This window comes from Bacillus sp. FSL K6-6038, assembly GCF_038050455.1.
In the GTDB taxonomy this organism is placed as follows: domain Bacteria; phylum Bacillota; class Bacilli; order Bacillales; family Bacillaceae_G; genus Bacillus_A; species Bacillus_A pseudomycoides.
In genome coordinates this window covers 2,464,402-2,490,580 of the sequence record NZ_JBBOUH010000001.1, presented here as the reverse complement: position 1 = coordinate 2,490,580, position 26,179 = coordinate 2,464,402, and the positions used below count along the sequence as shown (strand labels likewise).

Annotated in this window: 19 protein-coding genes, 2 pseudogenes and 1 other annotated feature; of the genes and pseudogenes, 4 read left to right on the top strand and 17 right to left on the bottom strand. The window is 35.3% G+C overall.

Annotated elements, in window-relative coordinates; genetic code table 11:
- Positions 1–68: 68 nt before the first annotated feature.
- Entirely contained in the window at positions 69–1,340 is a 1,272-nt protein-coding gene (locus NSQ40_RS12780) for a PTS sugar transporter subunit IIC (RefSeq protein ID WP_341286117.1), read from the bottom strand.
- A gap of 12 nt (positions 1,341–1,352) precedes the next feature.
- Complete coding sequence (locus tag NSQ40_RS12775) at positions 1,353–1,658, bottom strand: PTS sugar transporter subunit IIB (RefSeq protein ID WP_003197701.1); 306 nt, start codon at positions 1,656–1,658, stop codon at positions 1,353–1,355.
- A 251-nt stretch (positions 1,659–1,909) separates the two neighbouring features.
- Here NSQ40_RS12775 and NSQ40_RS12770 point away from each other — a divergent pair, with 251 nt between their 5' ends.
- Complete coding sequence (locus NSQ40_RS12770; RefSeq protein WP_033796149.1) at positions 1,910–3,469, top strand: glycoside hydrolase family 10 protein; 1,560 nt, start codon at positions 1,910–1,912, stop codon at positions 3,467–3,469.
- Positions 3,470–3,735: 266 nt separating this feature from the next.
- On the opposite strand, the gene NSQ40_RS12765 is transcribed toward NSQ40_RS12770, so the two are convergent.
- Together NSQ40_RS12765 and proB are read right to left on the bottom strand one after the other, a co-directional pair.
- Positions 3,736–4,983, bottom strand: coding sequence for a glutamate-5-semialdehyde dehydrogenase (locus tag NSQ40_RS12765; protein WP_003207177.1), 1,248 nt, complete (start codon positions 4,981–4,983; stop codon positions 3,736–3,738).
- 240 nt (positions 4,984–5,223) lie between these two features.
- The gene (gene proB / locus NSQ40_RS12760) at positions 5,224–6,327 is read right to left on the bottom strand and encodes a glutamate 5-kinase (protein ID WP_258248451.1); all 1,104 of its coding nucleotides are present in this window, start codon (positions 6,325–6,327) and stop codon (positions 5,224–5,226) included.
- Positions 6,328–6,495: 168 nt separating this feature from the next.
- Positions 6,496–6,705: a binding site (T-box leader), on the bottom strand.
- Positions 6,706–7,502: 797 nt separating this feature from the next.
- On the opposite strand from proB, the gene proC reads away from it, so the two are divergent.
- Positions 7,503–8,321 (top strand): pyrroline-5-carboxylate reductase, encoded by an 819-nt coding sequence (proC, locus tag NSQ40_RS12755; protein ID WP_026008671.1) that lies wholly within the window; start codon positions 7,503–7,505, stop codon positions 8,319–8,321.
- Positions 8,322–8,648: 327 nt separating this feature from the next.
- On the opposite strand, the gene NSQ40_RS12750 is transcribed toward proC, so the two are convergent.
- From NSQ40_RS12750 to NSQ40_RS12730, 5 genes and pseudogenes are all read right to left on the bottom strand, one after another.
- Entirely contained in the window at positions 8,649–9,482 is an 834-nt protein-coding gene (locus NSQ40_RS12750) for a DUF3974 domain-containing protein (protein ID WP_097787510.1), read from the bottom strand.
- Between the two features lie 24 nt (positions 9,483–9,506).
- Positions 9,507–10,616, bottom strand: a complete 1,110-nt coding sequence (locus NSQ40_RS12745; RefSeq protein ID WP_003197687.1) for a toxic anion resistance protein — start codon at positions 10,614–10,616, stop codon at positions 9,507–9,509.
- A 213-nt stretch (positions 10,617–10,829) separates the two neighbouring features.
- Positions 10,830–11,060, bottom strand: a complete 231-nt coding sequence (locus NSQ40_RS12740) for an AMP-binding enzyme (protein WP_239500036.1) — start codon at positions 11,058–11,060, stop codon at positions 10,830–10,832.
- Between the two features lie 258 nt (positions 11,061–11,318).
- Positions 11,319–12,265, bottom strand: a pseudogene (locus NSQ40_RS12735) (class I adenylate-forming enzyme family protein); the annotation flags it as partial.
- Positions 12,266–12,271: 6 nt separating this feature from the next.
- Positions 12,272–12,895 (bottom strand): O-methyltransferase, encoded by a 624-nt coding sequence (locus NSQ40_RS12730; RefSeq protein ID WP_003207169.1) that lies wholly within the window; start codon positions 12,893–12,895, stop codon positions 12,272–12,274.
- A 305-nt stretch (positions 12,896–13,200) separates the two neighbouring features.
- On the opposite strand from NSQ40_RS12730, the gene NSQ40_RS12725 reads away from it, so the two are divergent.
- Entirely contained in the window at positions 13,201–13,359 is a 159-nt protein-coding gene (locus tag NSQ40_RS12725) for a hypothetical protein (RefSeq protein ID WP_018767033.1), read from the top strand.
- A gap of 54 nt (positions 13,360–13,413) precedes the next feature.
- On the opposite strand, the gene NSQ40_RS12720 is transcribed toward NSQ40_RS12725, so the two are convergent.
- From NSQ40_RS12720 to NSQ40_RS12700, 5 genes are all read right to left on the bottom strand, one after another.
- Positions 13,414–14,283: a sigma-70 family RNA polymerase sigma factor gene (locus tag NSQ40_RS12720; RefSeq protein ID WP_033797587.1), complete on the bottom strand. Its 870-nt coding sequence runs from the start codon at positions 14,281–14,283 to the stop codon at positions 13,414–13,416.
- A gap of 17 nt (positions 14,284–14,300) precedes the next feature.
- Positions 14,301–15,584, bottom strand: coding sequence for a protoporphyrinogen/coproporphyrinogen oxidase (locus NSQ40_RS12715; RefSeq protein ID WP_097787507.1), 1,284 nt, complete (start codon positions 15,582–15,584; stop codon positions 14,301–14,303).
- Positions 15,585–15,723: 139 nt separating this feature from the next.
- A complete protein-coding gene (spoII, locus tag NSQ40_RS12710; RefSeq protein ID WP_018780455.1) occupies positions 15,724–17,364 on the bottom strand; it encodes a beta-amylase in 1,641 nt (546 codons plus the stop codon).
- A gap of 225 nt (positions 17,365–17,589) precedes the next feature.
- Positions 17,590–18,093: a GNAT family N-acetyltransferase gene (locus NSQ40_RS12705; protein ID WP_003197676.1), complete on the bottom strand. Its 504-nt coding sequence runs from the start codon at positions 18,091–18,093 to the stop codon at positions 17,590–17,592.
- 288 nt (positions 18,094–18,381) lie between these two features.
- A complete protein-coding gene (locus NSQ40_RS12700) occupies positions 18,382–18,702 on the bottom strand; it encodes a luciferase domain-containing protein (RefSeq protein ID WP_018767029.1) in 321 nt (106 codons plus the stop codon).
- Positions 18,703–19,003: 301 nt separating this feature from the next.
- Between NSQ40_RS12700 and NSQ40_RS12695 the strand changes: the two genes are divergently transcribed.
- Positions 19,004–19,636, top strand: coding sequence for a cupin domain-containing protein (locus NSQ40_RS12695; protein ID WP_097787505.1), 633 nt, complete (start codon positions 19,004–19,006; stop codon positions 19,634–19,636).
- Positions 19,637–21,265: 1,629 nt separating this feature from the next.
- Here NSQ40_RS12695 and NSQ40_RS12690 read toward each other — a convergent pair.
- From NSQ40_RS12690 to NSQ40_RS12680, 3 genes and pseudogenes are all read right to left on the bottom strand, one after another.
- On the bottom strand, positions 21,266–23,059 hold the full coding sequence (locus NSQ40_RS12690; RefSeq protein WP_258248450.1) for an ABC transporter ATP-binding protein: 1,794 nt from the start codon (positions 23,057–23,059) through the stop codon (positions 21,266–21,268).
- Positions 23,052–24,784 (bottom strand): annotated as a pseudogene (locus NSQ40_RS12685) (ABC transporter ATP-binding protein). The gene NSQ40_RS12690 and the pseudogene NSQ40_RS12685 overlap by 8 nt, the downstream one beginning before the upstream one ends.
- A 445-nt stretch (positions 24,785–25,229) precedes the next feature.
- Positions 25,230–26,114 carry a GNAT family N-acetyltransferase gene (locus NSQ40_RS12680; protein WP_258248449.1) on the bottom strand — a complete coding sequence of 295 codons (885 nt, stop codon included), beginning with the start codon at positions 26,112–26,114 and terminating at the stop codon, positions 25,230–25,232.
- Between the last annotated feature and the right edge of the window lie 65 nt (positions 26,115–26,179).

Genomic DNA, 26,179 nt, shown 5'->3' with positions numbered 1-26,179 from the left:
TGCCTATCACTCTAATACATATCTGTATGATTTCTTCATATTTCGCATCATTACACGTTCACAGAACCTCACTCGCCATCACCACTCTTTTCGACTTCAATCATATTTTTATCGTACATTTTAAAAAATGGCAGATAGATAAGGAATGAGATTGCTATATTAATGAAGACTAACACAACAGCTCTCCAATCTCCACCCGTCGCTAAATATGCACCAATTGGAGCTGGTAATGTCCATGGCGGCATAATATAAGTTGGTGTAACGAGTCCCATTGCTGTTGCCGTATAAGCAATTGTCGCTGTTACTAATGGTGTAATAATAAAAGGAATAATTAAAATCGGGTTTAACACGATTGGAAGCCCAAATATAACTGGCTCATTAATATTAAAAATACCAGGTACAATACACGTTCTTGACAGCGCTTTGGAATACTTTGATCTACCGAAGACAATCATGGCTAATACAAGCCCTAATGTAGCTCCGGAACCACCAATCCATATAAACCATTGGTATAATGGTTCTGGTGCAATAAATGGTATACTGCTTGCTCCATCTGCAACTGCAGTAGAGTTTTTACCAAGATAAACTTCCCATAAAGGACGGGCAACTGTCCCAACAACAGAAACACCATGTATGCCAAATGACCAGAAGAATGTAATTAGAAACACAGGTAGAATAACTCCAAAATAACTATCACCAGCTTTTACTAATGGTGCAGCTAGCTTATCAACTAAATGATGTAAATCAATGCTAAAAACAACAGTAATAATACTCATAATAATAATAACGAAAGCAGCAGGTATAAGTGCTTCAAAAGAACGAGATACAGACGGTGGTACTTGATCTGGCATTTTAATCATCACATTTTTCGTCTTACAGAATCTCAAAATCTCAACCGATAAAATGGAAACAATCATTGTAACAAATAACCCATGCCCTCCAAGGTTTGTCATTGGGAGCATAAATCCTTTCTTATCAATGAGTTCAGGTGTCAATGTAAGAAGTAATGAGCAGACTGCAAGCTGCGCTCCTGATAAGGCATCTAATTTGTAACTTTTCGCTAAATTATATCCAATACCAAAGGCGATATAGAGCGACATAATAAACATCGTTAACCGATACGGTATTAAAATACTCGTTTGATGCTTGGCTGCCCATAGTGAAATAAAACTATCCTTTGAAAGAGGCGGAAACGCCACAATTAGAAAGAAACTTCCTACAATAATAAACGGTAATGCTGAAATTACACCATCACGAATTGCTTGTAAATGCCTTTGCTCAGAAAGCCTCGCCATTGGACCAGATAAGTTATTCTCAAGAAATGAGACAAACTTATTCATCAAACTTCCCTCCTAACGGATTAATTCATTCACAGCCTTTAATAGCGTCGGTCCACCAAGTGGTGTATAAGCTTGTGGCGGAATTATACCACAAGGAACAGACTGCTCATCTGCTATTTTTTTCACTGCATCAAATCTATGCCTTACTTGCGGAGCAACCATTACAACGTCCCAGCCGTTCTTAACCTCTTCTTCCACTTCACTCGTTCCAATTGCGTGTACATCCATATTAATTCCCTTCTTCTCCGCTTCTTTTTTTAAAGCGTTTACAACAATTGAACTGGACATTCCTCCAGAGCATACAAACAGAACTTTCATTTCATAATCCTCCTATATGCTTTAAGTAATTTTTATCCTTTTTCAAGGACTGTCAAACCACCAACGAAAGGGAGTTTCACGTTATTAAAAATCATATGAAGAATGTAGACAAATTAGTTCTGACGAAATAAAATTTCAGAAAAAATATTTTTTATGTTAAATAAAAGTTTCAGCCCCTACTTTCTCAATTGTGAATCTTATATTCACGTGATATAGTAGTCTCGATAATAGAATATGTAAGGAGGCGTACGATTATTTTCAGAAAATTATTGATGAGTTGTTGTAGCGTCATCTTGATTATTCCCTTCTTGTTCATAAGCTCTAGGTTCACACAAGCTGAAGTACCTACTACGTATCAAAAACATGAATTACGCGCCGCATGGATTGCATCTGTTCTCAACATTGATTGGCCCTCTAAGCCAGGATTACCTATCGAAAAGCTGAAACAAGAATTTATCAAACTACTAGATGATGTAAAAAATCTAGGTATGAATGCAGTTGTTGTTCAAATTAAACCAACCGCAGACGCTTTTTACCCTTCCCAATATGGCCCTTGGTCCGAATATCTCACAGGCATACAAGGAAAAGACCCCGGTTATGATCCACTCGCATTTATGATTGAAGAAGCACATAAAAGAAATCTTGAATTCCACGCTTGGATTAATCCCTACAGAATAACGATGAATCATACCGATATAAACCGATTAGCAGAAAACCACCCAGCAAAGCAACATCCCGATTGGGTCATACCCTACGGCGGGAAACTATACTATAATCCTGGTATTCCAGAAGTGAAAGCTTTTATAACGGAAGGTGCATTGGAAATTGTACAAAATTATGACATTGACGCACTTCACATGGACGATTATTTTTATCCCTACAAAGTAGCGGGTGAGGAAATTCCAGATCAAAACACATATGAAACATATAATAATGGGCGATTTTCTAACATTGAAGACTGGCGTCGTGATAATGTGAACCAACTTGTAAACGGATTAAATACTGCTATTAAACAAGAAAAATCGTATGTCAAATTTGGAATTAGTCCATTTGGAGTATGGAGGAATATTGCTGATGATCCAACCGGTTCTAATACAACTGCTGGACAAAGAAATTATGATGACCTATATGCTGACACACGAGAATGGATACAAAAAGGATATATTGACTATATTACACCACAAATCTATTGGAATATCGGTTTTACACCTGCAGCATATGACGTTTTACTAGATTGGTGGATAAAAGAAACAGAAAACAAACAAATTCACCTATATATTGGACAAGCTGCATATAAAATTAATAATAACTCAGTCCCCGCTTGGTCAGACCCTAAAGAATATCCAAGGCAAATTGCATTAAATCATCAATATTCACAAATAAAAGGTAGCATGCACTTTAGCCTTAAAGATATAAATAACAATCCATTAGGAATAAAAGATCGACTACAAAAAGATATTTATACACATCCTGCATTAATTCCACCAATGCCTTGGCTAGATCACGATCCACCTAAGCAACCTACTTTAAAAGGTGCTATTGCAAGAAATGATGGTATTGCCTTAGGAATCATCGATGATAGAAACAATGATTCTACGTATTATGCAATCTATCGAGTAAATGAAAAGAATGACGTTGACATTCAAAAAGCTGAAAACTTACTTACTACTGTACGAAAAACAAAACCTGGGGAAATTTATATAGATAAAACAGCTGTGTCTGGTAAGACGTATACGTATGTGGTGACTGCTTTGGATCGGTTGCATAACGAGAGTATCCCTTCTAGCAAAACTACTATACAAGCGAAGTAATCATAAAATCCCTCACTCTATATATGAGGGATTTTACCTTACGCATATTTAAAAAACAAACTACCCAGGCTTAGGAAGGGTATGCATTTACTATATTTGATCTGTTCATCCATTTTTTCATGTTATATGGTTCTAATAGGATTAAAGGTAGTATCCGGCGATATTGCTGTCATTTACCTTTAAACGTTTTTTCATTAACATATAAGTGGCTGTACAAACAAAAGCAAAAATAAAGCAGGAGGGGCTTTGCATCTGCCCTCTGCTTCTTATCCCCGAATCTGTCCATTCCCACGAATCACATATTTCGTGGAAGTCAATGCAGGCAATCCCATCGGCCCCCGCGCGTGCAGCTTTTGCGTACTGATGCCGATTTCGGCGCCGAAGCCAAATTCAAAGCCGTCCGTAAAGCGAGTCGAAGCATTATGGTACAGCGCCGCGGCATCGACGGAAATGAAAAATTCACTGACATTTCCTTCGTTTTCTGTAATAATCGCTTCGGAATGCTTGGAGCCATAAGCATTGATGTGGCGAATCGCTTCTTCAACCGAGGAAACGATTTTGACTGCCAGCGTAAGAGACAAAAACTCTGTTTGCCAGTCTTCTTCTGAAGCAGGGACAAGAGATGAATCAATTGTCAAAGCTTTCTTATCCCCGCGTAGCTCCACTCCTTTTTCCTTCAAGAAGGAAAACAGCTCAGTACCGTAACGCTCCACCCAATTCTCATGAAGTACAATTGTTTCAATAGCGTTGCATACGGACGGGCGCTGTGTTTTAGCGTTTACAATAATGTCGAATGCCATCTGTTTATCTGCTGTTTCATCAATGAAAATGTGACAATTTCCCGCACCTGTTTCTAATACAGGGACAGACGCTTCTCTCACTACCATATCAATTAGCTGCTTGCCGCCTCTTGGAATAAGAACATCTAAGTGCTCGTTCAATGTAAACAGCTGCTTTGCGCTTTCACGTGACGTATCTTCAATGAGCTGTACGCTGTCTGGAGGCAGGCTAGTTTGTTCGAGTGCCCGGTGAATGACAGCGACAATGGCTTTGTTGGAATAAATGGCGGAAGAACTACCGCGCAGAATCACCGCGTTTCCTGTTTTCAAGCAAATCGTGGCCGCATCCACCGTCACATTTGGCCTCGCCTCGTAAATCATCCCCACAACGCCGAGTGGCACGCGCACCTCCTGAATGGACAATCCGTTCGGCCGTTCCCATGCCGCCACGCACTCTCCGACAGGGTCACGCAAATCAATCAGCTGCCGGATGCCCTCTGCCATGTCAATGATGCGCTGTTCGTTCAACAGGAGCCGGTCAAGGAGTGATGCAGACATTCCTTTCGCTTTTCCTTGTTCGATATCCCGTTTGTTTTCCGTCAAAATGTAGGATGTCTCCGCCATCAATTTCTCAGCGATAGCCGCCAGCGCCTTATTTTTTTGATCCGTCGATTTGGCCACAAGCTCTCTCATAACCGCTTTCGCTTTTTGTCCCTTTGCTAATACTTCGTTCATTTTCGCTTCCCCCTTTTAAAGATAAAATTTGAGACGTGTCTAACTCCGCCAGCTAGGCACTGCAACCCAAAACTCTCCTACACAGATATTAGTTGAATCAACCGGGCTCTTAACGTTCTGTTGCTCATCCTGTCTAAACATTCAAGTTACTGACGCTTTGAGCAGAGAAAAAGAAAAAAAATGCCAATTAAGACGAAAAGCCTTGGTTTTTGCACCTAAACAAGCTGGCTTCTGTTTTTCTTAAGATGAAACCCAATTATCCCTATGAATGACCTCGTAGCTATGCCTTTCTTCTCGCGCTTGAATGTCACGGCTCCGCATGCCTTTCAGCGCCCGCAATTCCTCTGCGCTATATCTGCACTGCCCTTTGCCGATTACGCGTCCTTTTTGCGTGATGACCTCCACCACTTCGCCGGCCTGAAAGATCCCGAACACGCCGGTAACACCAGCGGGCAGAAGACTTTTTCCATGATGGACGATAGCAGCGGCCGCGCCAGCATCCACCTCGATTTGTCCTCTCACGAGCGAATGCAATGCAATCCATTGCTTGTTCATCTTGATCACTTTTTGCGGCGTATTACCGATATACGTTCCATCACCTTTGCCTTTCAAAACATCTAAAAACTTCTCCTGTCCGCGTCCTGTTCCGATGAATACGCTCACACCGAGAGACAGCGCCGTCTTCGCTGCATCGATTTTCGATCTCATGCCGCCGGTACCGAGCTTTGAGCCAGCATCTCCGGCAAGAGCGTCAATTTCTTCCGTAACGTCAGGAAGAAAGTAATACTTTTTCGCGTCCGGATTTTTCTGAGGATTCCGGTCGTACAAACCGTTCACATCCGTAAAAATCATGAGCATATCTGCCGACACGAGCCCGCTTACTAAAGCCGACAGCATGTCATTATCTCCAAACGTTAGCTCCTCTACAGAAATAGAATCGTTTTCATTGATGATAGGCAAGGCGGAGCGGTCCAGCAGCTCTGATAAAGTTGCATAGGCATTGCTGTATTGTTCTTTTCTAGAAAAATCGCTTCTTGTTAGTAGAAGCTGCGCGGTAACAATCCCATATTTGAGGAATTCCTCTGTATACGCCTGCATTAAGAGACTTTGCCCGACAGCGGCGGCAGCCTGTTTTCCTTTGATTGTCACGGGCCGTCCAGGATACCCAAGAGCAGAGAAGCCTGCGGCGACGGCCCCGGACGTAATCAGCAAAATTTCATGTCCTTCCTGTTTCAGCCGTGCCAAGGCGGCAACGTGATCTGAAAGCTGTTCGTTAGAGATGCCGCCTTGGTTCGCTGCCAAAGAACTGCTTCCAATTTTTATGACAATTCGTTGTTTTTTCACTTTTGTACCTCCTCGTCTAAAATGAAAATTTTTTTATAAGTTGTGCCGCTTCTTTTTTCGAATGGAAACAAAATACTCTTCTACCGCGTGCAATTTGCAGTGAAAAATCCCCCGCCAATGATGCCCATTTCGCAACAAAAATTCAAATAAAAAGACCGCTCCGCCCTTAAAAAGGACGAAACGGTCATCGTTCCGCGGTACCACCTTCATTGATATGATCCATATCCGCTTGTCGCCTGTAACGCAGGCATACGCTTAAACTTTCGTTTAAAACTCGGGGATAGGTTCGATAGTTTCTTTGCGAGGAATCTTTCAGCCTGCGGATTCCACTCTCTTGCGCAAGAAAACATATGTACTAGTTCCCTTCAACGATTTTAATTTTAATTTTAATTTTAATTTTAATTTTAATTTTAATTTTAATTTTAATTTTAATTTTAATTTTTTATATTATGCAATACAGTGGATTTTTATGTCAAGAGATGTTTTAAAAAACAAAGAAGGCTGCATATTTAATTTTTATTGATAAATGGAAATTATCAGGGTTTATAAAAATACAACACCATTCTTGGAAAATTGCACGCTAAGGACTAGAAAAATTTACTATGACAACGTTCTTAAAGGATAACCACATGTTCAGAAAGAAAACGCCAAAAATTAATTGATCACTGAATCTTGTACGCACTTTATTAACTTGATTATATCTAGAAAACGTTGATATAGTTTTCTGAACAAATATCTCTTAACGTACAACAAAAGAGGTATTTTGTATTAACACGTATAATTTTCCCGAAAGAATATAGTACTTCATAAGTACTCTGTATATCAAATTGCTTTTTTTCAAATATTTTACGTAGCAATCCTTTCAATTTCCCCTTTTCATTATACTACTGATAATGATATGTTATATTCTCCAAAAGTATTTAAGATGTTATAGAGTGAAATATAATAAAAATTTCAAACTATAGAAAATGTGCTTGTTTAGTACACAATAAAAGTGATTTCTATGCATATTTGGTATTGCAAAAAACAATGTACTCTCTTAAAATATTTTTTTATAGTAATCTCGATATTATTTATAATGCCTATTTCTCTTTTACAGGATATCACAAAGTTTTTTAGAATAATAAATTTCAATCTAATGAAATTTATACTAAAAGGAGCGAGAGCGAATTATTATGAACAAACAAATAGGATTCATAGGATGCGGAAATATGGGTATCGCTATGATAGGTGGAATGATTAACAAAAATATAGTTTCCTCAGATAAAATAATTTGTTCAGATTTAAATGTCATTAATTTAAAAAATGCTAGTGAAAAATACGATATAATCACAACTACTGACAACAATAAAGTAGCTAACAATGCTGATATTTTAATTTTATCAATCAAACCAGACCTATACTCATCAGTAATTAACCAAATAAAAGAGCAGATAAAAAGCGATGTAATAGTAGTAACTATTGCTGCAGGGAAAAACATTAAGAGTACTGAGGACGCCTTTGGCAGAAAGTTAAAAGTTGTTAGAGTAATGCCTAATACACCTGCTCTTGTTGGAGAAGGAATGTCTGCATTATGTGCTAATAAAATGGTTACGGAAAAAGACCTAGAAGATATACTAACTATATTTAATAGTTTTGGCCAAACAGAGATAGTACATGAAAGATTAATGGACGTTGTAACATCTGTAAGTGGTTCTTCTCCAGCATATGTATATATGTTTATAGAAGCTATGGCAGATGCTGCTGTACTAGATGGTATGCCAAGAACTCAAGCATATAAATTCGCAGCCCAAGCTGTATTAGGTTCTGCAAAAATGGTACTTGAAACAGGAATACACCCAGGTGCACTTAAAGACATGGTTTGTTCTCCAGGTGGAACGACAATAGAAGCTGTAGCAACGTTAGAAGAGAAAGGATTAAGAACAGCTATTATTTCGGCTATGAAGCATTGCACTCAAAAATCTATTGAAATATCCAAGTTAACTAATAAATAAGAAATAACTTATAGAATGTACCATAGCAACAAAAAATTCTATACTAAGAAAACAATTATTTATTTCCTCCTATATTTACAGATAATAAGGAGCAACTTCTAGGAATACTGTTCAGTTAATATCATTAATTAATAAAAATCCTGATTACAAATATAATTTTTCTTTTTCTCTTCTTCAAACACTCTCTAAAACATTAACACCTCTTGAAGTGCTTGAAATTGAAAGCCTATATAAAGAAAAATTAGGCACGCGTAAGTTTGGATACAATTCAAACTAAATAGTTAAACTACAAAAACCTCTTGAGTACGTGACTCAAGAGGCTTTCTTTTACTTATTCTTAAATTTTTCCTTCGCCGCTCTCATTTTCACATTCAAATCATGATCAATGGAGTCACGAATATCACGCTCTACTGCTTCCATTTCTTTTTGGAAGTTTTGTAAGTAAACCTGCAATTCTTCTTCTTTTTCAGGACGCTGTGATGGCGGTAACTGAGCCACTAGTGACAGCATATCCGTTAAATCTTTCATTAAGAAAGTTTCAAGTTTGTGTTGTTGTTCAAACATGCGATGTTCTTGGTAATACGGAAGTGCGTTTAATACGGCAATTGTAATTTCATCGACTGTTCTTTGTAGTGACGGATTGATTGCGCGTTTATACGCTTGAATTGTATTTAATGCATCTGGATAACGGTCATAAAAATACAATTTATAAAACGATAAATCTGTTGGCTTAGATGATTGTTGTGATTCTTGTCGTAAAAAATCTTTTACTTTCATCGCTGCTACATCGATATCTTCATTCGTCACTTTTTTCGTTGTTTTTGCCATAGCGTGTACCTTTTTCTGTTTATCTTTCGGTAACATAGAGAAAACTTGTTCTCTTGTACGTTGATCCGTCGCACAGAAAAGAGTATTCAATGTTTGTTTTTCCTTTTTCCCCTCTGTACGAATCCAGCGATAAAAAAGTGGATGCTGCGTAAATTCTTGTAAGAACGCTGTTGATTTATTTGATAATTTTTCAATTGATTCATTCGCTCGTTTATACGGTTTCGCCCATGATAAATAAAATTTCCGGCCGAAATACACAAGCAAGACAACAATTGTAAATCCTACTAAAAGCAATACTCCAATTAGTATTAAAACTAATTTAAAAAAGCCCATTTTTTCACCTCCTCTAACGATTCTTTATTTCTTTGGACGCTGAATGAGCTTCTGCTTCATTTCATCATTAAATGTGTCGAGTTCAATAACAAACTTTTTACTAGATTCAATAATACGCTCTGATGATTTCTCAGATGCTTCAATAGCTGCAAACACATTTTGGAATGATTCGCGTAGCTTATCCATGCTGATTGCTGGGTTTTCAAGTAACTGTGTTGTTTCTTCTGTATTCTGTTTTAATGCTTGTGAGTTACTTAACACCATTGATTCAATTGCTTCGTTTGTCGCATTCACTGCATCAATCGTCTTACGTTGATTTGTTAATGCCAGCTGAATCGCTGCTGAAACAGTAACTACGTTTTGCGTCATCGTAATCGCATTACGAATTGCTTCTGTCAACTTTTCATTATTCTTCTTAATAATGTCTACAGATGCAATAGACTGCAGTAATACACTTTTCGCTTGCTGCATGTTACGCGTACGTACAAGAATTTTTTCTAACGCATCATTGATTAATGGAATATCCTTTTGCCGATCTGGATTTTGCTTTTCTACTTCAAGCATGCCAGCGAGTTTTCGTCCTAAATATACTTGTTTATCAAGCGCATGAATTTTATCATGTGATTGCTCTTTTAACATTTCTAAACCAATTGTATCCTCTTGTAAGTTGTCACGCCCAATAAGCAACGCTCGTATGATTTCTTCAATTTGTTTATCTATAGATTGATATTTATGCACATACGTTTCAAGTGGGTTTTTCTTGAAAACCTTAAACATAAACTTCTTCATTCCCGATGCTTTCATTGAATTGGGATCGAGTTCTGATACCACTTTACGTAATTCTAACAACGTATTTGGAATTTCTTCATTCTTTCCATTCATCATTGCAGTAACAGGACGTTTTAGTGCTGATAATGTTTGCCCTGCTGCTTGCTGCTCTTTATCTCCTAAATCTCCCAGCTGGGATAATACTTTTGAAAGGTCAGTATTTTGTTCACTATTTAACTTTTGTACATATAAATCAGCTTCTTTATTCAGTTCAACAAGCTCTTCATCTTTAATAACTGTATCAACAACTACTTGCATATTATCTTTCACTACTGATACATGTTCTTTTTTCTCTAATTCAGTCACAAAATCGCTCCTTTATTTATATGTGCGAATTTATTTGCACTATATTTCATCTAATATATCGTATTCAACATGTATAATACTTGTTTAAAATCGATTTTTAATAAACTCCTGCTTATGCAGTCATTCCCTGTTTCTTATCCTAAGTATACCTGTTTCGTGCATTATTTTCCTCAGACTTAAGACCTAGAAGGCTACGTGCGGAAGACGGATTCTTCACATGTTATACAGTTTATTGCCTAGCAATTCGGCCCTCAATTTCATTTTGTCTACCTTTCCGTTCGGCTTCTTCGGTAAACGTGATAGTACAGTCCAATTTCTTGGCTGCTTATATGATATTAGTTTTTGACGGCACTCTTTCTGAATATCTACTAATTCTCGAGAAACTTCCTTAACGATAACAGCCCGTATAATTTCCCCGCGATTCTCATCTTTTTCCGAAAACACTACTGCTTCTATAACCCCGGTGATTCTAAGTAATACATCCTCTATTTCACCAGCATACACAAAACTCCCAGCAGCTTTTATAACATCTCGGTCTCTACCTACTAAAACAATTTTTCCATCTTCTCTTTGGAAACCAATATCATGTGATGTTACCCAATCTTCTATGAAAGTTGCTTTTGTTTGCTTTTCATTTGCAATATATCCTTCAAAAGCCTGACCAGATCGAACAAATAATTTCCCTAAGTTTTCTTTATTAGTTACTATTCGTTCTTTTTTCTCATTAAAAAAGGCAATCTCTACATCTGGGAATGGTATCCCGACTGTTTCAGGTGCAGTTCTTGCATCTTCCGGTGTTAACAGTGAGGCGTAGCCCATTTCTGATGATCCGTAATATTCATACAAAAATGATTTAGGAAAACATTCTTCAAATTTTTGTCTTTGTATAGGCGATAATTTTGTCCCAACTGAAATCATACACCTCGGAATCATTTCCTGCACACTTCGTTTTTGCTTTGCATGGCGAATTAAAGGTTCAATTAAAGCTGGTGTGATAGAAGCACACGATCCTTTCGCTTTTAAAAAGGCTTCTGGTGTGAACTTAGATAATAAAACAATCTCAGATCCTATAGCTAATGCCTGAAGTGCCGGATATAGCTGGGCTGAATAAGAAAATGTAGCGGAACTACTACACGATCGCATTCAATTAGTGAAAATGCCTTACTCCACCCTTCAAAACTACTAGTCCAAGATTGATGACTTTTAACAAACCCTTTCGGTGTACCTGTTGAACCTGAAGTATAACCAAAGAAGTATAACTCATCCTTACTACTCACATGTCTAAGAGGAAATGGGATGGTATTAGGCTCCATTGTTTGACATAAAGTCTCTTTGGATGTGATAATCCAATTAGGCTCCGTACTACTTATAATTGTTTGCCATTCAATTTCGGTAACGTCTGGATGAACCGGCATTATAATTCCACCAATTTTGGAAACCGCAAGTGCATCTTGAATCCATTCCATACAATTTTCTAACTTGATAATAAAAATATGCCCTGGTATCGCTCCGTCTTGCATAAGAGCTGATGCGCGATTTGAAACACATTGCGCCAACTCTTTGTAAGTCCAACTATTATGTTGTTCCGAAAGCGCAACGCGGTCAGGATATTTTTGTGCCTGCTCATAGAAATAAGAATGTATTCGCATTTTTTATTAAATCTCCTTGTTTGTTATGGCTATATTTTTTATTTTTTTTCGTGCTACAAATGCTCCTTTTTGAAAGGCTAGTAATACTGTTTCAAATGTAGCATCTTCTTCAATCATCTGAATAAATTCCGCTAACTCTTCTGCATGCGAAGTCGCATTATCAATGACAAGAAATCCTTGTGGTTCTAATATGCGTTTTATATTTTCCCACCACCACATATATTGCGTACGCTCTGAATCTAGAAAAATAAAATCAAATGAACGATTTACTTGTACATCTAGAAACGCTCCTGCTTCTTGATTATGAATATCAATCCGATATCTAAGATTTGCCTTTTCAAAATTCATAAGTGCCTCTGCGACCCTTTCTGAAGAAAGCTCAACAGTTGTAACCTTTCCTTTTGTTTCTTCAGCCGCATTTGCCAGCCATAATGTTGAATATCCATTTGAAGTACCGATTTCTAAAATTTTTTGTGCACTACACCCTTTTATTAAAATAGATAAAAATTGTCCCATCTCACGAGAAACATTTCTTAACTTTTCTTCTCGCTTTTCTTTTTTGCTATCATGCTCTTCCCCATACTTTTCAAGTTCTAGCAACAATAATTCTAATGAATTCATACTATTCATCGCCTTTCTAACAAATTTAATGATTAAAAATTGATGAGAAAGTTGATTATGTTTGTCTACTTTTCATTATATGCGAAACGAAAATCTTTTTCCTGTTATAAAACAAATAATTGAAATTTTTTGTAGCATATTGTTTCATTTTTTGGTAAAGTTAATTTCTACGTGTAATTATTCCATTCACATTATTTTACAATCAAAATGCAATCATAAAATCATTTTTAATCGGTATTTCACATTAAAAAAGCGCCCTTTTCGGACGCATTTTCTTTTGTTTATAACTGTATGTAAGAAAGGATGCTTTGAACATGAACGTGATTAATTTAGAAGCTGCTAGAAAACGTAAGCAGTACAAAAAGCAAATGATAACTATACCGATTATTAAACGTATTTACGAAGAGGACGGAGAAATTAAGTGCGAGGTATTAGGCGAAAAGGATGTTCCTCTTGAAATGTTAGAGAAGTAAATTACATGATCTTAAATCGAAGACGCATCTCTCTTGAGATGCGTCTTTTTCATTCTATACATTCTGATTTAAATGAATAAGCTTTTCTGGATTCATCATCATATAAATAGATGCGATTTTCTTTTCTTGAAACTCAAACGAAAGCACATACGTAGCGCGATTATTTATATTTACAATAATACCTGGTGTACCATTTACCATTCTAAATGCAATGGAATGTCCTTCTGGTAACTTTTTGGTAATCCCTAAGAATAAGCGAACAATCCTTTCAGGTGTGTAAACTGGTTTAAGAGCCGTTGTAACCTTTCCACCACCATCGGATTTAAATATTGCATCTGTTTTTAAGATTCCTAACATTTCCTGTACGTCTCCTCGCTGCAAAGATGCAACGAATTGTTCTACATATGCAGCCATTTGCTTTGTACTTAATTTTGAGGCTTTCGGTTTATCTATTATACTTTTTCTGGCCCGATGAAAGATTTGTCGACAGTTCACACTACTCTTTTCGACAATTGATGCGATTTCATCATAATCATAGCCAAAGACTTCTCGTAATATAAACACCGCTCGTTCAACTTCAGATAACTGTTGTAAAAGCAAAAGATACGCTGTAGAAATAGACTCCTTCATTATATATGTCATTGAGGGATCATCATTTTCTTCAACAAGTGGTTCAGGTAACCACATGCCAACATAAACATTTCGTTTATGTGCCGTTGAACGTAATTTATCGATTGCACGATTCATAACCATCTTACACAAATACGCTTTTACATTATCAACAGACTCTAGCTCTTCTATTTGACTTAATGAAAGAAATGTATCATGAACAATATCTTCAGCATCCATAACACTCCCGAGCATACGATAGGCTAAAGAAAACAATAAAGGTTTATATGCTTGATACAATTGTTCCATTTCCACACTAACATGACCCTCTTTCAATTTGTGACTTTACTTTGTTCTAAAATTTGTAGTGCTGCTCGTTTACCGCTAGCAACCGCAGCGTCAGCTAATAATTCATCATGCCCAGTCCAATCTCCTGCAACATATATCCCTGGCATTTCAGGAACCCTAGGCCCTGGATTTTCAGTACGGCCAATATGAGGAAAATCATAGACAACTGTTATTTTAGGTAAATATTGCTTTTCAACTAACTCCTGTTGCCATTTCGGATGTAATAAATCCATTGTATGTTCTAACAAAGTTTTATCATCATTAAAATTACTAGTCTGTAATGCATGATTATGATATTTTATCAATCCCACTACTACCGTTCCATCGTCACTCAGCTTAGCGGCTCTCGATTGATTCGTAAAAAACAAAGGTTGATCTAATCCTAAGGCAAATTGATATGATGGATTGGGTAATTTTCTTAGGCCAAGATCTAAGGAAGCTACTGTAACTGGCACTGATTGTTCTTCCCATATACGCAGCATAGTGTCTCTTGCACCTTTTACAATTTTACAAGCCTCTTTTGGTGGTATAGTAATAACAACCGTAGGGACTTCAAAGAATTCGTCACCAGAACAACGAATTCTTTGAATATGACCACAGTGCTCAATTTCAACTACATTTTTGCTCTCTAAAAAATGAACTCCAGCATTTGTAGCATCTTCTCTTAACTTTGTTATGATTGTCTCCCATCCGCCATCTACATAAAAGACTCCTTCTTTCATTGATCGTTGTATTTGTTTTAGTACAGAAGATGCTAACTGTATTGTCGGAGCATATGTGTAAGTTGATGTTCGGCATAATGCATAAAACATATTTCTTACCATGGGATCTTTAATTTCTTTTTCTGTCCATACACTCAGACTCATTTTAGGAATTGTATTTAAATCTAATTTCCCTAGCTTTAACATCAGATGAGAAAATTGTATTTTAGCCGCCCATGAAAGTAATGGTGTAGATAAGATTGATCGAAAATCTGTCGGTATTGTATACACATCATTTTTCCATATACCATGCGCGCTAGTTGAAGGTATGTCTCCTGGAATGTTAATTCCAAGTTCCTCAAAAGTTGATAGTGCTTCTCCCCCGCGATATAAAGCGTGCGCCCCAAGATTCATAAGGACTCCGTTTTTATTCGTTGTTATTGCTCTTCCACCAAAGCGACTTGATTTCTCTAATACAACAACTTTTTCACCTTCCCTAGCTAAATAAATCGAAGCTGTTAATCCAGCAAGTCCCCCGCCTATAATTGCCACATTAAAGTTCTCCATATATATTCCCTCCTTATTGTTCTACACACAAGACGGATGAAGAAAGAGGAATGTGACATCTTTTAAGATTTATTTTTCCTTCAAAAACAAAAAGATCCTTTATCACATACTAAAGGATCTTTTTGTTTACATAATATAATTACCAACTACTTGTATGAGAGGTAGTCTTTAGTGGCACTGGATTCCAACTTTGTTGTATTGTTTGCCATGATTTAACCGTTCCATCTTTACTTTTAATAAATGCTTTAAATTCTATATTTCTTTCAGCTGGCAACACAACATTTCCTCTCCAATCATTACTATGAGAATCATAATATAATTGAATTGGATACTGTTTTGTGTCCCAACTTCCTAATTCCGCACGATTCCCAGTAATATAAACAGTATCTCCTATTGTTGTAGGAACATTTTTTACTACAATCGTTTGCATAACAGGGGTTACACCTAATAAATCTTTAAATTTCCCCATTAATGAATTGTTATACATTACATCTTGATAACGAAGTAACGTAAATCCAGCAAAATTATAATTAAAAGCCATTTCTGCAACTCGTTTATACTCTTCTTCATTTCCGATACTTAAAGCATTTTCACCGTTTAATACAATTCCCTTTTCATTGGCTAATGTTGCAATATTTTGTACCAATGTTTTTGGCATTGAATATTCCGGATAACTACCTTTATCTGTCATTTCTAAACAAGTAAATGTTACATCTAGCTTTGCACTTTTGAATGCATCAAGTAAATGGCTATAATCATTATACCCTGCAGGCTTTTCAGCTCCATGAGGTATTGTTGGGTTATTATATTGCCAATGTACACCTGCAATTTTTGCACCAATTGGTACTTGGAAAGTTGTGTCAAATGCATTATGTGCTAATTCACCAATTAATTTTGTATGATTTTCCAAGATGCCCTGATACCATTCTAAATAGTCTTTTCCATACATAGAAAGATATCCATTCATTAAAAATTGTTCCCCATCGCTTGGTGGTAAAATTGCTAACTCTGAAATCAGTTTCGTACCCCATGCTTTATTCACTTCATTTAGAGAACCATATTTATTTAATACCCATAAACGAAATTTAGATTTTGCAAACTCTGTATACGCTTGAAACTTTCCACGTGAGGGATATCCTGTCCCATCGGAAGTTGTATATGAAGGATATCTTAGTTCACCAGCTGGTCCTCCAGATAAATATATTTTTGCGATTACATCTTTATATGGTTTCATAGCTGCTGCGAATGCTGTATATAGTTCACCATATTCCTTTCGAATTACATCTGAAGCAAGTGGATTTAATGTTTCTTTATTGACAGTTCCTGTTTCAGACTTAAAATAAAGGCTATCATCGGATTTTTGATTCCAAACCCATGAAGGAATTGGTACATTGCAATCATCCCCAACATTTCCACCGCACTGATGTGTGGAAATAATAGGAATCATTTTCATACCTGCATTTTTTACCGATTGAGCAAAGCGCTGTGCGTATGAAAAATCAAATTGCTGATCTCCGTTCTTTTCCATATCCCCCCACCAAAAATCAACTGTAATAGCATAAAAACCATTTTGTTTTGCCCATCGTAAATCATTTTCAAATGTCTCCCAATTTGTTACTTCCGGTATCTTTTTTAATGGCGCCATTAAATATGCTTTGTAATCTGGATTCATTCCTTTTCCATTTACAGCTGCAGAACTCGCTTGCGGAATTAATAATGATACAAATAACATCACTACAGACAAAATGACAATACAACAATATTGAAACTGATTTTTCATTGCTTCTCTCCTCTTTAATTTACAGATTTCATGTATTCGCTTTCATTATAAACGAAAAGACGCAATCGTTTGCATGTAATAATGCATAATATTAAAATAAACAAGCTAGATTAATTAGCTTGTTTATTTTAAACTCCAATTTCATACTATCTACTTCCACATACAAATATCATTTCTTATTTTACTGAACTTGTTATACTACTTTTATGATATTTTATTAAAATATCATAAAACCCTTTTACCAAGAATGATTAAATCCCTTTCAACCCCATCTAATTCTGCAACGTTAGGCAGATGCGCCCATTTTTCAAAATCAAAACAAGAAAATAATTGAAGACTAGCTTTATTATGAGCAAATATAAACGCTAGTATTGTTTTAATCTTGAGCTTCGGACAAGTATCTAGCACTTTATGTAGTATATGTTTACCCATCCCCCTACCTCTATACATTTGATGGATGTATATACTTATTTCAGCTGTTCCATTATAAGCAGGTCGACCGTAAAAGGATTGGAAACTAACCCATCCGCATATCTCTCCTTGAGATTCTATTATCCATAAAGGTCTAAAAGAAGGTGAATGTTCATTAAACCATTGTTCTCTACTCTTAACAGTAACAGGTTCTGTATCAGCGGTTACCATTCTACTTGAAATAGTTGAATTGTATATATCCACTATACTAGATAAATCACTAATTTCGGCATCTCTAATCTTAATATCTTCTTTCATAAACAACTCACACTCCTCAGTTAATATTCTATTTTTTCATATATTAACTGAATTCATACATATAATTCAAACATGAATTGTATAAATCTAATATTTTTTATCCTTTTATAACTTTTAAAAACATTATTAATTTACTACCTTATTTTATATTAATAATATTTTATCCAGAATATTAGGTATGTACGGGTCATATTTATTTTCCAAAGAATTAATCAAAATTCCTCTGTAATTTACAAAATAACTAGGTATAAATACCTAGTTATTTTGTATTTAAATGAAATACCAACTTCATCTTTTCTCTAATTTTTTTGTAAATCTATCATATTGCATCCGAAAAAGTTCAATGACAACCGGAAGATCCTCTTCGCTTTTTATATGATAACTAATCCATCCTGATTCAGGTAATACATGATGGGGCTGCGCTAACCCTTGATTAACCAATTCATCCCGTTTTAATTTTGGAAATGGAAGATCAGCTAATGTATCTCCATGAAGATGACCTAACTCTTTCTTTTTATAATTTAATTCAATACCACCAAATCGATGTGGTTTTTCAGAAACCCCTTCCCAGCTCAGCACTTCTTTTCTAATCATTTCACTATATGACATGGCCGTTCACTCCTTTATCATTCTGAATGTAAGAATACGATACCTTTTTTCTTTAAACGTTACATCACTCAAAGGTATCAATGTATTTACGAAAATAGTTTGATATTTGCAAGGTAAATGAAGCCCATGCTTTTTCAAAAAAAACATCATTTATTCGCTCTAATTCTATTTTATATTTGATTCAAAAATACATTCATTGTATACGAATAGGTACAATCAATACTGCACACTAAAATAACTAGACTCATATCCTAATTCGTATACTTAATCCTATTTCAAAACAGAAAGGCAGGAAGAATAAATGACTTCTTATATAGATTACACCTCTCCCTCTGTCCGTTTCACTCATGATCTAAGTACGAGTAATTTTTTTAAAAAAGATGAGCAAAATTATATAAATGTACTGGGAATTAAACAATTAAATACATTAGACAATACATCGTTATTAGATATTTTTTTAAGCACTGGTAACGTCGTTGAACCTCATGTACATCAAAATGCAGCTGAACTTGTTTACTGTATTTCTGGAGCAGCTATTGTTTCATTACTTAACCCGTTTACGAATCAAATTCTTAATCTCCCTATTAAACCAGGGCAAGTTGCCAACGTACCCCAAGGTTGGTGGCATTATGAAATTGCCTCTGTAGACAATACACATTTATTAGCAATTTTTAACGCTCCTACACCAGAAGTTATATTTGGTTCAGATATTTTAAGGCTGACACCCTCAAATGTAATGGCTCATACCTATTGTCTTGATGAACAAGAGTGGAAGAAAGCAATATCTCCTATTCAATCAACTACTGTAATTGGCCCTCCGGCAAACTGCACTCAGAATCGAAATACTATGTACAATACACTACCTCAAAACCCAACCTATCCCGAGCAGCCACCTTCATACTACCAACAACAGTTTCCATTTCATCCATATTGAGGGTATTAATAGGAGGAGTTATCATTAAATTTTATAAATATATGAAAATCCCAAAGCTATTCTTTATCCAGTAAATTAGAGTTTAAGTATCTTTCACTTAAGACCCTATAGAAATTACATTGAATTTTACTTGAGTTAATAAGTTGAAAAATGAGTTCTAAAAAGATGTTTACTTACTCTGTAAACATCTTTTTAGAACTGTAAAAGTCTTGTATGTACGAATCATATTTTCATCTTGTTTCATTACCTTAAACTACCGTAACGATTACTAGAGTTTTCACATATACTATTTATATATCAAACTGGAGGTGATGGTATCATGAATAAAGAGTACGATTCTAACAAAAATTCTTCTAACAATAAAGATATCCGCAATTCATCTTCACAATCTTCCAATTACCAATCATCACAAAACCTATATCGCCAAGGATATGTAAAGAAAAAGGGATGTAATTGCGGTAAAAACAAATAGAATTTTTCACTTTATTCAGAATTAAATTTACTGTGTAATATATACACATCAAAAAAGAGCATCCATAACAGATGCTCTTTCTCTTATAAAATAAGTAAATGATTATTCATTTTGAAAGAACATTTATGTAGAAAACTCTTGTTCAAAACAAGGTGACTCTATTAAATGATATTATTATTTGATTATCCAGATTATTTCACACGGATTACAACAAGCATTCACCATTGGTATAGTTAGTATCGGGATATAGAGATGTTGTTTGAAGCATCTTTACTTTCACCATTCATTTGCATAGTAAACGTAACATTAGAGTCCATGATTTCCCCCCTCTATCTTGGTTCGTTGAGTTCGTTTGTTTTGTTAGCACTTAAATTGAATTGCAACTACATTCCTTCTATTTAATAACTATTATCAGTTCAGAAAATACATGGACAATTACCAACACTTGCTCTGCCATTTTTTTACTTTCCCACTGTAAGAGTAGATATGTCCGTTATTGTTTAAATAAACTTCTATATCCTCAGCAAACATCTTTTACATCCTCTTCTTCAATAACTCCCTTTTTATTTCCAGCCAATTTCTTCAAGTAATCAACGAATTTATTAATTATTTCCACTGCCATCATCCTTTCAATTCAAATGTCCATTTTGTTCAATAAAATAGAGTACCCGCCATTAGGTACTCTTTTGCGAAAGGAGTATGGAGCTCCAAGTATCATCTCAATTATGATAACTCGTCCCACACTTCATAATATGCTTGTCTCATTAAGTTGTTTACTAGTCCATTGTGTAATTTCTATATAACAAAGAAAATAAGGTATAATCATTTTCTATCTCCAGCATAGCTTCATACATTGGTTTATCATATCCAACGCCTTTTGCATAAACTAAAGATTTAATAAATGCCTTAATGATCCTCTTACTTTCAGGAGATAACTTACTATTGCTTATAAATTCAACTTGTGACCTAACTATCTTTCAATTCTTTATCCAAAAAAGCAATACACGCCTTTTCAACAGATGAATAAAAACCAACTGGCTTGAATCCGTATTTTGGTTCTTCGCCCTCTTTTGTTTTTTTTGTACTTCTGATGTTTGCAATCACAAAAAAATGCGGTTTCTCAAATACAAGAAACCGCATTACATCAACATTTAAATTTAAATTTTAAACTGACTCGTATACAGTCCATAATAGAACCCTTGACTTTCAATTAAAGATTCATGATTGCCCCTCTCAATAATTTCTCCATCTTGAATAACCAAAATTTGATCCGCTCTTTCAATTGTTTTTAATCGATGGGCAATTACAAAGCTTGTGCGTCCCTTCATCAAATTGTTTAATCCAGATTGAATTTGAAGTTCTGTTCTTGTATCAATGTTTGATGTTGCTTCATCAAGAATTAAAATATCTGCATCTGCTAAAATTGTTCTCGCAATTGCAAGCAGTTGCTTTTGCCCCTGACTTAAATTCGATCCTTCTGAAGCAATCTCTGTTTCATATTGATTTGGTAAATGTTTAATAAAGAAATGTGCAGAAGTTATTGCTGCAGCAATAACTTCTGCATTACTTGCATCTAGCCGTCCATAACGGATATTATCCATAATTGTACCAGCAAAAAGATATGTATCTTGCAAGACGACTCCTATTTTACTTCGTAAGGAGCTAATATCGTAATCTTTTATATCTTTTCCATCAATCTTAATTTGGCCCTTATGAATATCATAAAAGCGTGTTAATAAATTAATGACTGTTGTTTTTCCTGATCCAGTGGGGCCAACAAGTGCAATCGTTTCTCCTGGATGCGCATGTAAGTTTACATCTTTTAAAATTTCTTTTTCTTTCGTATATCCAAATGATACATGTTCGAAAGAAACATTTCCTTTTAGATTCTGAACAACAATTGCATCTTTTTTGTTTTGAATTTCTGGAACTTCATCCATAATTTCAAAAACTCGCTCTCCCCCAGCAACTGCAGCTTGAATTGTATTCATAAGCGTTGCAAACTGACTAAGTGGTCTTGAGAATTGACGAGAATAGTTAATAAAAGCTGCGATGACACCAACTGTTGTCATACCATTTAAAACCATAATAGCACCTGCTAAGATAACAAGTCCCATCCCTAAGTTGTTAATAAAGTTCATACTTGGGAAGATAAACGCTGAAAATGTATCAGCTTTTGTAGCAGAAATTCTAAGTTGTTCATTAATCGCATGAAATTTATTTACTGTTTCTTTTTCTTTTCCGTACAACGTAATAACATCTGCACCTGTAATCGCTTCTTCAATAAAACCGTTCAATTCTCCTAAATCTTTTTGGCGCTTCGCAAAGTTTTTACCACTATATGCAACCAATTTTTTTGTTACAAAAAACATGATGGGTACTGTAATGAGTGTCACAATTGCTAAAATCCAATCTAGTGAAAACATTGCAATCGTCACACCAACAAATGTTAAAGCAGACGAAATGATTTGCACGACACTTTGTGTTAACGCTTGGTTTAAACTATCGATATCATTTGTAACGCGACTCATTAAATCTCCCTGTGAACGAACATCAAAGAAACGAAGAGAAAGCGTTTGGATTTTTTCAAAAATATCTTGCCTTATTTTTTGTATCGTTTTTAATGCAACATTAACCATTAAGTATGTTTGCAGCCACGTTAATAATACCGTAACGCCATAAATCCCAATGAGCAGCATACACATTCTTGCTGTCCCATTTAAATCTCTTGGTATGATATATTCATCAATAATAACTCCCATATAATATGGACCTAGTAAACCAAGTAATGTTGTGACAAATACAAGAACAGTAACGAACATAAGAGCTGCTTTTTGATAACCCATATAGTTCCAAATCCTCATTACAGTTCCTTTTGTATCTTTTGGTTTTCCTGATTTGGAATTGCTACGTCCACCTTTATTTCCGAACTGTCCTTGAAAATTACGCATGCTCTTCCCCCCTTTCTTGATGCAAACTACCACCTTGGGAAAGATATATATCTTGATACACTTCACATGTTTCTATTAAATATTCGTGCGTCCCACTTCCAACTAACTCACCATGATCTAAAACTAGAATTTGATCAGCATCTATAACAGATGATATTTTTGAGGCGATTAAAAATGTTGTCGTTTCTGTGTGTTCTTCTTTCAATGCTATTTGTATAATTCCTTCTGCTTTTGCATCAACTGCAGATGTAGAATCATCTAACACAAGGATAGATGGCTTTCGAACAAGTGCCCTTGCGATAGAAAGACGCTGTTTTTGACCACCAGAAAGGTTCGTTGCGCCTTGCGTTAAGTTATACTGATATGTATTTTCAAGCTTATTTATAAACTCCGTTGCACAAGCTGCCCCTGATGCAGATTCTATTTCACCTTGCGTTGCTTCTTCTTTACCATATCGCATATTTTCTTCAATACTCCCTGAAAACAGCAATGCCTTTTGTGGAACAAATCCGATTGAAGAGCGAAGCACCTGTAAATCGTACTCTTTGACATTGACACCATCAACAAAAATCGCACCTTGATCAACATCATATAAACGTGGAAGTAATTTAACTAAAGTAGATTTCCCACTTCCTGTAGGACCAATAATCCCTATTTTTTCACCTTTTCTTGCGGTAAATGAAATATCTTTTAAAACATATTCATTATTTTTACTGTAACTGTAACTTACATGCTTAAATTCAACATTTCCCTTTACTTCCTCCGGCTGATACACATTTTTTTCATTTTCAATATCAACATTAGTTTCTAGTACTTGTTGCACACGATCAGCGGATGGGAAAGCACGCGCAATTTGAATAAATACCATACTGATGGACATAAGTGACATTAATATCATATTCAAATAGTTAATAAATGCCAAAATCGCTCCAACTTGTAGTGTACCATTAAAATTTTTTACGCCACCTATCCATAAGGTAGCTACAATACCACCATTTACAACGAGCATGATGATCGGCATCATTAATGAAATGATTTGTACTGCACGAATATTAATGCCCGTTAAGTTTTTATTTACTTTTTCAAACTGAGAAATTTCATGATTCTGTCTTACATAAGCCTTTACAACGCGAACACCAGATAGATTTTCTTGTAGTTTTGTATTCACTTTATCTAGCGCTTCTTGTACCCTTCTAAAGGATCCACTTGCATTCCCAGCGATAAAAACAATTGCAACTAAAAGAATAGGGACAACAACAAGTAGAATAGAAAATAGATCTTTTGCTGTAACAAAAACAATAATGATACTGCCTATAAATAATAATGGGCCACGAACAAGAACGCGTAATGTCATCGTCATGGCTGCTTGAATGGATGTAATATCATTTGTAACAATCGTTAGTAATTTCCCAGTCCCAAATGATTCTCGATTTTTGTAAAAACATCTTTTCTTATATCCGTTGCGAAGTTAACAGCCGCTTTCGTAGGATACATCATACATCCAAGCCCACCAATTAATCCAAGTGCTGCTGCTCCTATCATAAGAATTCCCATTTTAATTACATAATGAAAATCTTGATTAGCAATTCCAACATCAATAATATGTTGCATAATTGTCGGTTGAATTAAATCCATCGCAACCTCAAGTACCATAAACAGTGGTCCAATAACGGCGAAGAACATGTATGGTTTTAAATACTGTAACAATTTGCGAAATGATTTCATACATTGTCTCCTTTTCTTATGAAATTGTCATTTTATAACTCAAATCCCCCTCCATTCTATTCATCTGGACATTTTCATCACTACTACAATTATGTTCTACAGGTTAATATTTAACATTATTAAATGATGAGTATTAATTATACATTCGTCAATCAAAGTGCCTTAATTTGATGGAAAATAAGACTTTTATCACAAAACTTTATGGACGCTTATTTAACTCTATTTCAAGACAATAACAAAAAGCCGCATTCTTTCATAATAGAATGCGGCTAATTTTAATTATGTATGCTCAATTGTAAAATCCAAAAATTCTGTTTCAAATCCATTATCTTTTGATGGACTACAAGTATAATTTCTTAAACATTCCATAATTCACTTATCTATCATTTCCTGTAATCCAATCAAAAAGTATCTGTTAATAGTTACTTCTAGATTAAGATTCTATTTAAAATTCAGTCAAAACTGGAAATTTATATCCTTTAAAATCGATCTTTTCACCACCGTGAACCATCAAATGTTTTTTAGATTGAAACTCTTTGTGCGCTACCTCTTCAAGCCCTAACTCATCAGGGTAAAAGTAAAATTCAATCTCTGTAAATGGCTCAGATATTTCAGCACATATATCATCTAAAATCGGAAAGATTTGTGCGAAAATACCAAATAGTTTCAGTACTTGATTTTTCACTTCAAATACAATAAGCGCGTCGAGTTTCTTTGAATAATATAGTTTTTCATTCCATTTCGCATCGTACATATTAAAATAAAAAGAAGACTGATAGTTTAATGTTGAAAATTCCATTGAAAGCTGTTGAGCGTTTTCTATTATTCCCTTTATAAGTTCCATATCTTTTTCATCATAAAAGTTTAATTTTCGAAGTGAAGACGAGCGAGGTAGAGTATTATCATATGATAATGTCATCAGATATTCTTGTACGACTCGAAAACCAAATGGTTCATATAATTCCGGTTTCTCTGTAAATAATATTGCACATTCATACTTTGTATCTATTTCTTGTAATACTTTACAAAACAGCTGCTTCATCAAGCCTTTTCTCCGATATTCTGGATGTGTCATGACAGATTGAATACCAGCTGCATAAATCCGTTCTCCATTTACAAAAATCGGTAGCGAAAACATAGACACATTTGCTATTACTTGACCTTCTTGTAAATATGAAAAAGGTTTGTATGTAGTGTCCCAAAATCCATTGGCCTCAAAATTTTGTAACGTTTGAACAGGAATACGAAACACTTCTTCAAATAATTGAAATAACGGTTCCTTTTTCGATTCCTCCACAAAAAAGTTTTCAGAAAGAATAAGATTCCCCATATTGTTCCTCCATAAGTTCATTCTTATCAATGTAATTGTTTTCTATTGTGTTTAAATCAAGTAAG

Excerpts from the sequence above, each read along its gene's own strand:
- NSQ40_RS12780 (WP_341286117.1), bottom strand. The coding sequence starts at position 1,340 with ATGAATAAGTTTGTCTCATTTCTTGAGAATAACTTATCTGGTCCAATG.
- NSQ40_RS12775 (WP_003197701.1), bottom strand. The coding sequence starts at position 1,658 with ATGAAAGTTCTGTTTGTATGCTCTGGAGGAATGTCCAGTTCAATTGTT.
- NSQ40_RS12765 (WP_003207177.1), bottom strand. The coding sequence starts at position 4,983 with ATGAACGAAGTATTAGCAAAGGGACAAAAAGCGAAAGCGGTTATGAGA.
- proC (WP_026008671.1), top strand. The coding sequence starts at position 7,503 with ATGAACAAACAAATAGGATTCATAGGATGCGGAAATATGGGTATCGCT.
- NSQ40_RS12750 (WP_097787510.1), bottom strand. The coding sequence starts at position 9,482 with ATGGGCTTTTTTAAATTAGTTTTAATACTAATTGGAGTATTGCTTTTA.
- NSQ40_RS12730 (WP_003207169.1), bottom strand. The coding sequence starts at position 12,895 with ATGAATAGTATGAATTCATTAGAATTATTGTTGCTAGAACTTGAAAAG.
- NSQ40_RS12725 (WP_018767033.1), top strand. The coding sequence starts at position 13,201 with ATGAACGTGATTAATTTAGAAGCTGCTAGAAAACGTAAGCAGTACAAA.
- NSQ40_RS12715 (WP_097787507.1), bottom strand. The coding sequence starts at position 15,584 with ATGGAGAACTTTAATGTGGCAATTATAGGCGGGGGACTTGCTGGATTA.
- spoII (WP_018780455.1), bottom strand. The coding sequence starts at position 17,364 with ATGAAAAATCAGTTTCAATATTGTTGTATTGTCATTTTGTCTGTAGTG.
- NSQ40_RS12705 (WP_003197676.1), bottom strand. The coding sequence starts at position 18,093 with ATGAAAGAAGATATTAAGATTAGAGATGCCGAAATTAGTGATTTATCT.
- NSQ40_RS12700 (WP_018767029.1), bottom strand. The coding sequence starts at position 18,702 with ATGTCATATAGTGAAATGATTAGAAAAGAAGTGCTGAGCTGGGAAGGG.
- NSQ40_RS12695 (WP_097787505.1), top strand. The coding sequence starts at position 19,004 with ATGACTTCTTATATAGATTACACCTCTCCCTCTGTCCGTTTCACTCAT.
- NSQ40_RS12690 (WP_258248450.1), bottom strand. The coding sequence starts at position 23,059 with ATGCGTAATTTTCAAGGACAGTTCGGAAATAAAGGTGGACGTAGCAAT.
- NSQ40_RS12680 (WP_258248449.1), bottom strand. The coding sequence starts at position 26,114 with ATGGGGAATCTTATTCTTTCTGAAAACTTTTTTGTGGAGGAATCGAAA.